11 protein-coding genes are annotated in these 13350 nt (G+C 61.7%); 6 read left to right on the forward strand and 5 right to left on the reverse strand.

Translation table 11 applies throughout. The features are described from left to right. Nucleotides 1-16: 16 nt before the first annotated feature. The 5 genes from accC to gcbA all read right to left on the reverse strand — a co-directional run bounded on the left by accC (nucleotide 17) and on the right by gcbA (nucleotide 6238). Nucleotides 17-1372, reverse strand: a complete 1356-nt coding sequence (gene accC / locus AC0IXA_RS13290) for an acetyl-CoA carboxylase biotin carboxylase subunit (RefSeq protein ID WP_024011424.1) — start codon at nucleotides 1370-1372, stop codon at nucleotides 17-19. A 17-nt stretch (nucleotides 1373-1389) separates the two neighbouring features. Beyond that, a complete protein-coding gene (accB, locus tag AC0IXA_RS13295) occupies nucleotides 1390-1848 on the reverse strand; it encodes an acetyl-CoA carboxylase biotin carboxyl carrier protein (RefSeq protein ID WP_016771862.1) in 459 nt (152 codons plus the stop codon). Nucleotides 1849-1872: 24 nt separating this feature from the next. Further along, on the reverse strand, nucleotides 1873-2328 hold the full coding sequence (gene aroQ / locus AC0IXA_RS13300) for a type II 3-dehydroquinate dehydratase (RefSeq protein WP_016771861.1): 456 nt from the start codon (nucleotides 2326-2328) through the stop codon (nucleotides 1873-1875). Between the two features lie 241 nt (nucleotides 2329-2569). Next, entirely contained in the window at nucleotides 2570-4516 is a 1947-nt protein-coding gene (locus AC0IXA_RS13305) for a methyl-accepting chemotaxis protein (protein WP_471813387.1), read from the reverse strand. A 51-nt stretch (nucleotides 4517-4567) separates the two neighbouring features. Next, nucleotides 4568-6238, reverse strand: a complete 1671-nt coding sequence (gene gcbA, locus AC0IXA_RS13310; protein WP_016771860.1) for a diguanylate cyclase GcbA — start codon at nucleotides 6236-6238, stop codon at nucleotides 4568-4570. Nucleotides 6239-6653: 415 nt separating this feature from the next. On the opposite strand from gcbA, the gene AC0IXA_RS13315 reads away from it, so the two are divergent. The 6 genes from AC0IXA_RS13315 (at nucleotide 6654) to AC0IXA_RS13340 (ending at nucleotide 13341) form a co-directional block, all read left to right on the forward strand. Next, nucleotides 6654-7721 carry a DUF2333 family protein gene (locus tag AC0IXA_RS13315; RefSeq protein ID WP_016771859.1) on the forward strand — a complete coding sequence of 356 codons (1068 nt, stop codon included), beginning with the start codon at nucleotides 6654-6656 and terminating at the stop codon, nucleotides 7719-7721. 3 nt (nucleotides 7722-7724) lie between these two features. After that, nucleotides 7725-8282 carry an NUDIX hydrolase gene (locus tag AC0IXA_RS13320; RefSeq protein WP_122508639.1) on the forward strand — a complete coding sequence of 186 codons (558 nt, stop codon included), beginning with the start codon at nucleotides 7725-7727 and terminating at the stop codon, nucleotides 8280-8282. Nucleotides 8283-8467: 185 nt separating this feature from the next. Beyond that, nucleotides 8468-8839 (forward strand): translation initiation factor Sui1, encoded by a 372-nt coding sequence (locus AC0IXA_RS13325; protein ID WP_007914613.1) that lies wholly within the window; start codon nucleotides 8468-8470, stop codon nucleotides 8837-8839. A 220-nt stretch (nucleotides 8840-9059) separates the two neighbouring features. Then, nucleotides 9060-10973, forward strand: a complete 1914-nt coding sequence (gene speA, locus AC0IXA_RS13330) for an arginine decarboxylase (RefSeq protein WP_016771856.1) — start codon at nucleotides 9060-9062, stop codon at nucleotides 10971-10973. A gap of 233 nt (nucleotides 10974-11206) precedes the next feature. After that, entirely contained in the window at nucleotides 11207-12553 is a 1347-nt protein-coding gene (locus AC0IXA_RS13335; RefSeq protein WP_471813391.1) for a type VI secretion system Vgr family protein, read from the forward strand. After that, nucleotides 12550-13341, forward strand: a complete 792-nt coding sequence (locus tag AC0IXA_RS13340) for a DUF4123 domain-containing protein (protein WP_016771855.1) — start codon at nucleotides 12550-12552, stop codon at nucleotides 13339-13341. The genes AC0IXA_RS13335 and AC0IXA_RS13340 overlap by 4 nt, the downstream gene beginning before the upstream one ends. Nucleotides 13342-13350: the final 9 nt, after the last annotated feature.

Consider the following 13350-nt stretch of genomic DNA (forward strand, 5'->3'; position numbering starts at 1 on the left):
TCATGCCGCTTCAGCCTTACGACTGTTTGGCCAGCTTGTGCTCGAGGTAGTGAATGTTCACACCGCCCTTGCAGAAGCCTTCGTCACGAACCAGGTCACGGTGCAGCGGGATGTTGGTCTTGATCCCGTCGACCACGATTTCGTCCAGGGCATTGCGCATGCGTGCCATGGCTTCGTCGCGGGTTGCGCCGTAAGTGATCAGCTTGCCGATCAGCGAGTCGTAGTTCGGTGGCACGGCATAACCGCTGTACAGGTGCGAATCGACGCGAACGCCGTTGCCGCCTGGGGCGTGGAAATGCTTGACCGTGCCCGGGCTCGGCATGAAGGTCTTCGGATCTTCAGCGTTGATCCGGCACTCCAGCGAGTGACCGCGGATGACCACGTCATCCTGAGTGAACGACAGCTTGTTGCCAGCGGCGATGCTGAGCATCTCCTTGACGATGTCGATACCGGTGACCATCTCCGAAACCGGGTGCTCCACCTGAACACGGGTGTTCATTTCGATGAAGTAGAAACGGCCGTTCTCGTAGAGGAACTCGAAAGTACCGGCGCCACGGTAGCCGATGTCGATGCATGCCTTGACGCAGCGAGCCAATACTTCCTGGCGCGCCTTCTCGTCGATGCCCGGTGCCGGTGCTTCTTCGAGAACCTTCTGGTGCCGACGCTGCAGCGAGCAGTCGCGGTCGCCCAGGTGGATGGCGTGGCCCTGGCCGTCGGAAAGTACCTGCACTTCGACGTGGCGCGGGTTGGTGAGGAATTTTTCCAGATAGACCATCGGGTTGCCGAACGCCGCGCCTGCTTCGGAGCGGGTCAGTTTCGCCGAGGCGATCAGGTCTTCTTCCTTGTGCACCACACGCATGCCGCGACCACCACCGCCACCGGCGGCCTTGATGATCACCGGGTAGCCGACTTCACGACCGATGCGCAGCGCCGTTTCTTCGTCTTCCGGCAGCGGGCCGTCAGAACCTGGAACGGTCGGTACGCCTGCTTCGATCATCGCGTGCTTGGCCGATACCTTGTCGCCCATCAGGCGGATGGTGTCGGCTTTCGGGCCGATGAAGGCGAAGCCGGAGTTCTCGACCTGCTCGGCAAAATCGGCGTTTTCCGCGAGGAAACCGTAGCCTGGGTGAATGGCGGTAGCGCCGGTCACTTCAGCGGCAGCGATGATGGCCGGAATGTGCAGGTAAGACTGAGCGGCGGACGCCGGGCCGATGCAGACGGATTCGTCTGCCAGACCCAGGTGCATCAGCTCTTTGTCGGCCTTGGAGTAAACGGCGACGGTCTTGATGCCCATCTCTTTGCAGGCACGCAGAATCCGCAGGGCGATCTCACCGCGGTTAGCGATCAGAACTTTTTCCAACTTCGCAGTCATCAAAGGCTCTCCGCGGTTCAAACGATGGTGAACAGCGGTTGGTCGTACTCAACCGGCTGGCCGTCTTCGACGAGGATGGATTCGATCACACCGCTGGTTTCAGCTTCGATGTGGTTCATCATCTTCATGGCTTCGACGATGCACAGGGTGTCGCCTTTCTTCACGGTCTGGCCGACTTCAACGAAGGCTGGCGAGGTTGGCGAAGATTTACGGTAGAAGGTGCCGACCATCGGCGAACGGGCAACGGTGCCGTTCAGCGCGGGTGCAGCAGCGGCAGCCGGAGCAGCGGCAGCGACTGGCGCGGCAGCAGGGGCAGCGGCCGGAGCCTGCATCGGGGCTGGCGCGTAGTACTGCTGCGCCGGGGTCTTGCTGTGACGGCTGATGCGTACGGACTCTTCGCCTTCCTTGATCTCGAGCTCGTCGATGCCGGACTCTTCCAGCAATTCGATCAGTTTCTTAACTTTACGGATATCCATGAATCATCAACTCCCAAGGGTCGGTCAGGGGCGTATAGCTTGGTGTTCAAGCTGCTCTAGTGCGGCCTCCAGGGCCAGTCGGTAACCGCTGGCGCCAAGGCCGCAGATCACTCCTACCGCTACATCGGAGAAGTAGGAGTGATGGCGGAAAGGTTCGCGCTTGTGCACGTTGGACAAATGCACTTCGATGAATGGGATGCTCACTCCCAGCAGCGCGTCACGTAATGCAACACTTGTGTGCGTAAAAGCCGCCGGATTGATCAGAATGAAATCCACGCCTTCACCGCGCGCAGCGTGGATGCGATCGATCAATTCGTACTCGGCGTTGCTTTGCAGATGCAGCAGATGATGGCCGGCTTCGCGGGCGCGCCGCTCCAGATCCTGATTGATCTGCGCCAGGGTCGTCGACCCGTAGGTCCCCGGTTCCCGGGTGCCGAGCAGGTTCAGGTTGGGGCCGTGCAGCACCAGTAGCGTTGCCATCTGCGTTGTCCTTGTTATCAATGAGCAGTCGTCAGAACCCGGCGACTATGCCGCAAAGCCTTTGTGACTGTCCAGTTCCATGCAATAGGCGGCACGATGGGCGATGTTTGCGCGAAATTTGTGACCGGGTGAGCTGATCCGGTCATTCGCGATGTTGGCAAGGGCCTCTTCGCGAGCAGGCTCGCTCCCACAGGGGTATGCATTCCAAAGTGGGAGCGAGCCTGCTGGCGAAGGCGGTGTGTCAGACGCGGAAGGCCTGAACGGCCGTATGCAATTGGCCGCCGAGAATCAACAGGTTCTCGCCCTGTTCGCGCCCTTGGCCGATGCGCAGCAGGTTATCCCCACCCAATTGATGAATGCGCTCGCTGTGATCGCGGATCTCGCTGACCGCGCCACTTTGCTGCGCAGTGACATCGGCGATGCGCACGGCGGTGTCGGCGATGGTCTGGATCGCGCCGACGATTTTGTCCAATGCACCGTCGGCCGCTTGCGCCTGACTGGCCGTGGCTTCGGCGTGTTCGACCTGCGCGCGCATGCCTTCGACCGATTGCCGCGCGGCGGTCTGCAGGCCGGCGATCAGCGTCTGGATTTCCGCCGTGGCCCCAGCGGTGCGTTGTGCCAGCGAGCGCACCTCCTCGGCTACGACTGCAAATCCACGGCCCATCTCCCCGGCGCGGGCCGCCTCGATTGCGGCGTTCAGGGCGAGCAGATTGGTCTGATCCGCAATCGAACGAATCACCGTCAGCACTCCGCCAATGGTTGCCGACTCTTCGGCCAGATGTTCGATCATCTGCGCATTGCCTTGAACTTCACCGACCAGCGCATGCAGCCCGGTCAGGCTCTGGCCGATCACCGTCTGGCCATGCTCGACGGCCAGTCCGGCATGACGGCTGGCGTCCGCAGCCTGCCGGGCATCGCCGGCCACTTGCTGAATGGTCGCCTCGAGTCCACCCAGCGAGTCGCGAATCAGCGCAGTGTCACCTGCCTGATGCTCGGCGCCGCTGTGCAAGTCATTGCTCAGTTCGGCGAGGGTGCGGCTGCTGCCTGCGACTTGCTCGGCGTTGCCACGAATGGTGCCGACCAGATCCACCAGATAGGCGCGCAATCGATTGAGCGACGCTTCGATGTCGTGCAGTTCACGATTGGTCTTGCCCAGTTGGATGTCGCGACTGAAATCGCCCTCGGCCCAGGTCGACAATGCCGGGGCGAGGTTGGTCAGGGTGCGGGCCAGGCGCCGCTGCAAGGTATCGATGAGCAGGGCGATCAGCAGAATCAGGCCAATCATCACGCCTTGCATCAGGCGCACTTCGCCCTGGATCTGCCCGTGTTGCGCGCGTACCACCGGTTCGAGGCCGGCGATGGCGTGTCGCACGCTGGCGATTTTTTCGTGGGTCGCGGCGCTGAGCTCGGCGCGTTTCTGGATCTGCTCGCGGGTGCGCGCCAGTTCCGCCGGATAGCGGCCGAGCAAGCTGTTCAGTTCGCGTTTGAGGCCGACACCGGCATCTTCGGCGGCGGCCTTATCAGTGTTTTCGATGCCCATCAGCGCGGCGAAATCGTCACTGCTCGATTCGTTGCTGGTGACCACCCCGAGCAAGGGCAGGGCATCGATGGCCTGGGCCTGAGCGCGCATGTTGCTTACTTCGCGCTCGACATCGGCAGCCAGTTGACTGCGCCCGCTGCTGACCAGTTTGTCCCGTGCCAGCGACAGTTTGCCCAGATGCTGCGATGCGGCGAGCAGTGGTGCGAGGTAGGCGGCGTTGCCATTGGCGTAGGTGTTGAGCTGGTCGAGGCTGGCGCTGAGTTCGCGTTCGGCCTGCAACAGCAGCGCCTGCGGATCGCCGGCCAGTTTGCCAGCGGCGAGCAGGTCGGTTTTGCTGAATTCATCAAGGCTCGACAGGCTTGGCCGCACGGTGTCGGCCAGCGTCGGCGGTAACTCACCCAGTTGCTTGTGCACGCTGTCGATGGCCTGAGCGGCGCTGCTCAGACGCAGCGCGTCACCGCTGGCGAGGTAATCCTCAACGTTGCGCGCCACCTCGTTCTGAAATTGTTGCGACAGCCCGAGGTAACGCTCCATCAACAGATACGGACGTTCGAGGGCTTTTTGCGACCACCACAGCGTGGCGCCCAGGGCCACGCAGACGGCGACCAGCAGCAGAGTGTTGAGATTGGTGAGCAACTTCAGGCGCATGACGGCTACCAACGGCAGAAATGGTAAGCGCCTGAATTTATTGCGGTTCTATTACAAGGTTATGACCGAATCAGTGGATTCCGATGAAAAAGTGGCACTTTGCTTTGACTGTCGCGCGGTCTGCACCCGATTGCGTCCGGCACCTTTGGCACGGTACAGCGCCTCGTCGGCCTGGCTGGCCATCATCAGGCTGTCGGAGTCATCGCACATTTCCACCACGCCAGCGCTGAAGGTGCACCACAGATCCTGCGGCTGCGCCGGGTAATGAATCTCGGCAAAGCGCTGACGAATTTCGTCGAGGACTTTGTGCGCCGCGTCGATATCGGTGTCGGGCATGACGATGGCGAACTCTTCACCGCCGTAACGGCCGATGAAGTCGGTCTTGCGCAAACGCTGCTTGAGAAACAGCGCCAGGCTCTTGATCACCCGGTCGCCCATGGGGTGGCCGTGGCTGTCGTTGACCCGTTTGAAGTGGTCGATATCGAGCATGGCAAAGCTCAGCGGCTTGTTCTCGCGGCGGGCGCGGAACGAGCAGTCTTCGAGCAATTGCAGGATGTGCGTGTGGTTGTACAGGCCGGTGAGGCTGTCGCGAACCATCCGCGCCTTGAGATTGCGCGCCCGCGCGGCGCGGTTGCGCACAGTGGTGATCAGGTGTCGCGGTTTGATCGGCTTGGTCAGGAAGTCATCGCCGCCCTCGCTCATGGCGTCGAGCTGCTTGTCCAGATCATCCTCGGCCGACAGGTAAATGATCGGCACGCTGACGTAGCGGTCGTTGTGACGGATGACTTTGGCCAGCTCGGTGCCGGTGCAGGCCGGCATGTACATGTCGAGGATGATCAGGTCCGGCTGGAAATCCGCCAGTTCGGCCATTGCCTGAATCGGTTCGATCAGGGTGCGGGTGACAATCCCGGCGCTGTTGAGCAGGCGCTCGGTGTGCAAGGCCTGGGCGCGCGAGTCGTCGATGATCAGCACTTTATAGGGCTCGTACTGGGCAACGCAGGTCAGCACTTCGATTTTTTCCAGCAGGCTCGAGGCTTCAAGGGTGCCGGTGAGGAATTCCTGGCCACCGGCGCGCACGGCGGCGAGGCGGGTCGGGGTGTCGGTTTCGTGCAGGCTGAAGAACAGCAGCGGCAGGGGTTCTTCGAGGCCGACCTGAGCTTCGGCGGCGAGTTTCAGGCCGATGCCGGGGCCACTGAAATCCACGTCCATGACGATAGCCGCGGGCAAGCGCTCGACCATCGACGAACGAAACGCTGCCACGCTGTCCAGTGCCTGCGCGCTGAGGCCAAAGAATTCGAGCTGCTTGGCCAGGCGTTCGGCGCGGTCGTGATCCTGCAACATTACGTAGATCGGCTTGCGCAGCGGCGGCAGGAACGTCTGGTCGAGCTGATCACCATGGCGCAGGCCGGTACGCGACAGGCGCTGCATCAAGCGATTCAGATCAGTGATCAGGCCGCTGCTGAGGCGCCCACGGTTGGCATCCACCGCTTGCAGCGACTGGCTGATGTGGTGCGCCAACTGAGTGTGTTCCGGCTGTTCGAAACGCTCGGCAAAACGCAGCAGACGCAGATTCGCCTCGCTCAGTTCGGCAAGATCGACGGTGGACCACTCGCTACGTTGCAGGCGCTGCCATATCTCAAGAATCTGACGTGCCTGATGAATTACCCGCTGGGCAAAGTGGTGCTTGAGACGCTCACGGCTGGGGTCTTCTGGCTCGGTCATATCCTGACTACTAGTTAGGGTGCATGCTGAGATCGACTGGTGGCTCTATGCTAGCACCTCTTTTCCCTTAGACGAGTGTCGTACGTCAATAATCTGCTGGACGACACGATTCAGTTTCTGACCGGGTGGTTTTCTCATGCACTTGCAGGTCAGTCAGATGCCCGAAATCCGGACGCTTGGCTTGAAGGGCAGGGCAGAACAGTCGGGAATTTGTACATCGCTGCTCGGGCCGAATCCAGATCAGAGTTCACTGCGTTGCTGGCGTTGCCGTATCAGGGAATCCCTTAGTGTGTCGCGAAGCGTCATCGGGCCGCACCATTTGCGGCTTATCGTTAGCGACGGGTGCCCGGCCTTGGCACGTTGTTGTATGGTTGTGGTCGAACCGTTGAACCCAAGTGATTGAAAGGATATCGCCATGCTGGACTGGAAAAACCGCGCGGGCAGCGCGCCTGAACGTGCCGCCGAGCCCAAGTCGGCCACCCGCAGCTATGTCGGCGGGCTGCTGTTCAGCCGGGCGCTGGCCACAGTGGTCGGTCTGTATTTGCTGGTCACCATCGCGCTGGGCTGGTACTGGAGCCAGGAACCGGAGCTGTTTCCGGTGGCGCAGAACGCCCAGGTCGCTGCCGAGAAAGAGGGCAAGCAAATGGTGGTCGGCTACACCACGGTCGAGACCCTGAAGACCGTTGCCGGCACCTTGCTCAACAAGCCGGGCGGTTACATTTCCAATGACCGTTTCCCGCCGGGCCTGTGGATGGACAACACGCCGAGCTGGGAATATGGCGTGCTGGTGCAGGTGCGTGACCTGACCCGCGCCCTGCGCAAGGATTTTGCCCGTTCGCAATCACAGTCCGCCGAAGACGCCGATCTGGCCAAGGCCGAACCACGCTTCAACTTCGATAACAAGAGCTGGGTGCTGCCGTCCAGCGAGTCGGAATACCAGGAAGGCATCAACTCCCTGAGCCGTTATCAGTCGCGCTTGTCGGATCCGAATCAGAAAAACGCGCTGTTCTACGCCCGCGCCGACAACCTCAACAACTGGCTGGGCGATGTCGGCACCCGTCTCGGTTCGTTGTCGCAACGCCTGTCGGCCAGTGTCGGCCGGGTCAAGCTCAATACTGCGCTGAAGACCGAAGTTCCGGCGGTCGGCGAAGTGCCGCAGGTTGACGAAGAAGTCGTGGAAACCCCGTGGATGCAGATCGACAACGTGTTCTACGAAGCACGCGGTCAGGCCTGGGCGCTGTCGCATCTGCTGCGCGCCATCGAAGTCGACTTCGCCGATGTGCTGGCGAAGAAGAACGCCACCGTCAGCGTGCGCCAGATCATCCGTGAGCTGGAGGCTTCGCAAGAGCCGGTGTGGAGTCCGATGATCCTCAATGGCAGCGGTTTTGGCGTATTGGCCAACCACTCGCTGGTCATGGCCAACTACATTTCCCGGGCCAACGCTGCAGTGATCGATTTGCGTCAACTGCTCAATCAGGGCTGATACGTGAGCCAGAGCACAAGAGAGGCGGCCCATCGCGCCGCCTCGGACGCCGAACAGATCGCTTGGGTCGACGAGCAGGACAACTTGCTCGGTGCGCTGGTGCGCTCCGACTTGCGCGAGCGCGGGCTGATTGGCCGTGGCACCTACATCATGCTGTTCAATTCCGCCGGTGAGCTGTGCGTGCACCGGCGCACGTTGAGCAAGGCGATTTACCCCGGTTACTGGGATGTTGCCGCAGGCGGCATGGTCCAGGCTGACGAAAGCTACGCCGAGTCGGCGGCGCGCGAGCTTGCAGAAGAGCTGGGCGTCAGCGGCGTCGAACTCATCGCTCACGATCACTTCTACTTCGAAGACACCGGCAACCGCCTGTGGTGTTCGGCGTTTTCCGCCGTGTGGGACGGGCCGCTGAAACTGCAGCCGGAAGAAGTCCTCGAAGCGCGATTCATCCCCGTCGAACAGGTCATGCGCGAAATCAGCGAAAAGCCTTATTGCCCGGACTCTCTGGCCGCGCTGAAGCGCTATCTCAAGGCGCAGCAAAGCAACGTCGCAAAGAACACATGAATTGGCGCCGATTGGCACTTAGCAATCGCGATTTTTGCCGTTACACTGCGCGACCTTTTCAAACTGCACCGAACGCTTCCCAAAAGCGCCGATGCAGTAGCGCTGCCCCTGCCTGAGTGGGGCTTCGCGGTCGCTGACCTTGCCCAAGGTTGCGATCAGTCTTTGTCCTCCCGAGAGGATTGCCGGTGGCCAAGAAAGCCGCATCCTTCGCCGCCCTGGGCGGCCTGGTATTTTCCACCGACGCAGGTCGTCATTGCCCGGAATGCAGCAAGCCGGTGGACGCCTGTATCTGCAAACAAACCGTGATCCCGGCCGGTGACGGCATTGCCCGCGTGCGTCGCGAAAGCAAGGGCCGTGGCGGCAAGACGGTGACCACCATCACCGGCGTGCCCCTGGCCGAAGACGCGCTCAAGGAGCTGGCGACGACGTTGAAGAAACGTTGTGGCACCGGCGGGGCGTTGAAGGACGGCATCATCGAAATCCAGGGCGATCACGTCGAGCTACTCTTGGCAGAGCTGATCAAGCACGGTTTCAAAGCGAAGAAATCCGGCGGCTAGCAGCCTCTGTGAAACCCTCCGGCGGCTTGATCCGGCTTCGAGTGTTCTCGGATCCGGCGTCGTCGCCATGGTTTTCACAGAGCCTGTTCATGACCGGTTTCTAAACTCCACGCAGTCAGTGCGGTCTACCGCCGCACTGACGAACCGTCATTTTCATTCTTTAGACTGCGCCGGCCTGAACGTCAGGCGACGCACTCTGACTTCTTTATAGGGGACTTCGATGTCCGTACGACGCACACGTAAAGACGATGGCAGCCAATGGACAGTTGCGGACAGCCGCAGCGTTTACGGGATTCGCCATTGGGGGGCCGGGTATTTCGCGATCAATGAAGCCGGTCGCGTCGAAGTACGTCCGAACGGCCCGAGCAGCTCGCCCATCGACCTGTTCGAACAAGTCGACCAACTGCGCAAGAGCGGTTTGTCCTTGCCGCTGCTGGTGCGGTTCCCCGACATCCTGCAAGACCGTGTCCGTCAGTTGACCGGCGCTTTCGATTCCAACATCGAGCGCCTGGAATACCAGAGCAAATACACCGCGCTGTACCCGATCAAGGTCAACCAGCAGGAAGCGGTGATCGAGAACATCATCGCCACCCAGAACGTCTCCATCGGTCTGGAAGCCGGCTCCAAGCCTGAGCTGCTGGCGGTGCTGGCGCTGGCGCCGAAGGGCGGCACCATCGTCTGCAACGGTTACAAGGACCGCGAGTTCATCCGTCTGGCGCTGATGGGCCAGAAGCTCGGCCACAACGTGTTCATCGTCATCGAGAAAGAGTCCGAAGTCGGTCTGGTGATCGAAGAAGCCGCCTCGCTGAAGGTCAAGCCGCAGGTGGGGCTGCGCGTGCGCCTGTCGTCGCTGGCCTCCTCGAAATGGGCGGACACCGGTGGCGAGAAATCCAAATTCGGCCTGTCGGCGGCGCAACTGCTGTCGGTGGTCGAGCGCTTCCGTGGCGCCGGCCTGGATCAGGGCATCCGCCTGCTGCACTTCCACATGGGTTCGCAGATCGCCAACCTCGCTGACTATCAGCACGGCTTCAAGGAAGCGATCCGTTACTACGGCGAATTGCGCAACCTCGGTCTGCCGGTCGATCACATCGACGTCGGCGGCGGCCTCGGTGTCGACTACGACGGCACCCACTCGCGCAACGCCAGTTCGATCAACTACGACATGGACGATTACGCCGGTGTCGTGGTCGGCATGCTCAAGGAGTTCTGCGACGCGCAGAGCCTGCCGCATCCGCACATCTTCTCCGAGAGTGGTCGTTCGCTGACCGCGCACCACGCAATGCTGGTGGTGCAGGTCACCGACGTCGAGAAACACAACGACGAAATCCCGCTGATCGAAAACAAGGAAAGCCTGCCGGAAACCGTGCAGTGGCTGGTCGATCTGCTCGGCCCGACCGACATCGAAATGGTCACCGAAACCTACTGGCGCGCCACCCACTACATGAGCGACGTGGCCGCGCAGTATGCCGATGGCAAGCTGACCCTGGCGGAAAAAGCCCTGGCCGAGCAGTGCTACTTCGCCGTGTGCCGGCGCTTGCACAACTCGCTGAAGGCGCGTCAGCGTTCGCACCGCCAGGTGCTCGACGAACTCAACGACAAGCTGGCCGACAAGTACATCTGCAACTTCTCGGTGTTCCAGAGCCTGCCGGACACCTGGGCGATCGATCAGGTGTTGCCGATCATCCCGCTGCATCGCCTCGACGAAGAGCCGCTGCGCCGCGCGGTGCTGCAGGATCTGACCTGCGACTCCGACGGCAAGATCAACCAGTACGTCGACGAGCAGAGCATCGAAACCAGCCTGCCGGTGCACGCGTTGAATGAAGGCGAAGATTACCTGCTGGGCGTGTTCCTGGTCGGCGCCTATCAGGAAATCCTCGGTGACATGCACAACCTGTTCGGTGACACCGACTCGGTGAACATCTACCAGAACGCCGATGGCAGCGTGTACCACGCCGGTATCGAGACCCACGACACCATCGAAGACATGCTGCGTTACGTGCACTTGTCGCCGGAAGAACTGATGACTCACTACCGCGACAAGTGCGCCAGTGCCCGCATCAGTGCCAGCGAGCGCACGCAGTTCCTCGATGCCTTGCGTCTGGGCCTGACCCGCTCCTCCTATCTGTCTTCCTGAGACCCGATAGCGCTCCGGCCGGGTTGTCTGATTTTTTTCCGCAAGCTGTGGAAAAGTCGGACAACCCGGTGGGACATCTCCTGATTTTTTCTCGAAAACCTGTGCTATCACGGTCAGCAAACTCATCTGGTCTGCTTTTCGCGTAGGTCATTTCCTAAGTTGTACTTCGCCTCTCTACTCGGCCATGCCTCTCGGCGAGAATCCCCGGCCGCCCCTCCTGTAGAGATCCGCCCATGTTCGATCCAGTCAACGAGCCGTCGTTTCGTCTCGATGTAGCGGGCCTGTCCGACCCCTTCGAAGTTCTCGCCTTTACCGGAAGGGAAGCGCTCAGCGAACCCTTCGCCTTCGAGATCGATGTGGTGATCGACGATCCGCATCTGGATCTAGCCGGCCTGCTGCACCGTTCTGCGTTTCTGTGTTTCGGCGCGCCCGACCAGGGTGTGCACGGGCAATTGCACAGCCTTGTCCAGCACGAGCACGGCCATGGCTTGCGTTTGTGCCGAGTACGTCTCGGGCCGAGGGTCGACTGCCTCGACCTGCGTTTGAGCCAGCGCATCTTCAGCGGCCGCTGCGTGCCGCAGATCATCGAACAGGTGCTGCGCGAACATGGCATCGTCGGCCAGCAGCGACGTTACGAGTTGCACAGCGACTACCCGGCCCGCACCTTCTGCACGCAATACCGCGAATCCGATCTGCAACTGCTCCAGCGCCTGTGCGCAGAGGCGCGCATTCACTATTACTTCGAGCATCACCGCGACAGGCACTGCCTGGTGTTCGGCGACGATCCGACGCGGATGCCCCAGGCAGACGTCGCGCACTATCAGGGCGAGCATGACCAGCAGGGCGTCGCTCCAGCCGTCCGCCAATGGCGACTGCGCGAAGACTCGCAGGCCAGCCAGCGAGGCCCCGATGCCGAAGGCCACAGCGATCTGCCGGCCTTGCGCAGTGGTCAGTGGTTGCCGCTGGACGGCCATCCTTTCCTCGAATGCAACCGGCCATGGCTGCTGACCCGCATCGAACACCGTGCCGATCAATCTCTCGAATCGCCCTATTGCAATCGCCTGTTCGCGGCCGCGCGGGTACCCGTCTGTGCGCCCGCCGCTGCGCAGTCCAAGCAGCGCATGCACAGCTTGCAGCGTGCCTGGGTGGTCAGCGTCGATGAGCCGCAGCCGGATCGCGCGCGGCCGGTGGCGGTGCAATTCGACTGGCTCTACCAGGGCGAAGGCGCAGCGCCGAGCCATTGCTGGCTACCGCTCGCGCCTGATTTGAACGAGCTGCCCTCGGCGGCACTCGCCGATGGCGTGGAAGTCGTGGTGAGTTTCCTCGAAGGCGATCCCGATCAGCCGGTGGTCAGCGGCGTGCTCCAGCCCTCGGTGTTGCCAGAGGCTGCGGTCGAGGACGATGAACCGGTATCGCTCCCGGAACTGCTGGTGAGCGATGGGTTGCAGCAATTGTTGCAGTCTGGCGAGCCGTTGCTGTTGCTGTGCCTGATGCCGGGCGGTGGCAGCTTCAACCACTGCGCCGAGTCCGTTTGCAGTTGCCGGCTGCTCACCGCGCTCGATCAGAGCAGCGCACGATGAGCGGCGCGGCGCTTGAGCCCATGGCGCAATGGCTGTTGCTCGACACCCCGGACGCGGCACGCGCCCTGCTGACCTTGCGCCAAGGGTTTGCCGATGTGCAGCGGCACCGCTTGTTCGACGGCACCGAATTTCAGCCGGTCAGTGAGCACGGTCCGGTCCTCGTCGATTTGCGCGAGAGCCCGGCATTGACCGCCCTGTGCCTGCGCGACCCGGACACCTGGCGCGGCCTGTTACTGAGCTGCGAGATACCGGCGCAGCAGCTGCTCAGCCACTTGCAGCGCATGCTTACCGTCTCGTTCGGTTTGAATCATCGGGCCTTGCTCAGCTATTACAACCGTCAGACCGCCAGTTATTTCTTCGACGCCTGTGACGCCACGCAACTGAGTCGCTGGCTCGGGCCAATCCGCCAGTTGCGCTGGTTTGGCGGCACCTGGGCGGACCGCGCCATCGGCAGTCAGGGCTGGCAACAGCTGCGCAATCCCGGTCTGCTCGTCGAACCTTTGGGCATCGAAGAAAGCCTGACCCGGCGCCAGCGCGAGCGTCTGCAGACCTGTTTGCTGGAGCAGCACATCTGGCGCTGGTGCCAGTCTCTGAGGGTTGATTACCAGACGATCGCTGTGCATGTGCAACAAGGTCTGGCGCTGGGTTTCAGCGATCGTGCCGTGCTGGATGGCTGGCTGTGGCTGCGCCTGCTCAATCCGCGCGCCGTGCTGGTCGTGCCGCCGGCCGGACTGACCCAGCCGGAACGGCTCGACTTTCTGCGTCGGCAGTGGGGCGCGGCGGACTGACTTTTCTGG

Source organism: Pseudomonas sp. AC083 (genome assembly GCF_979253165.1).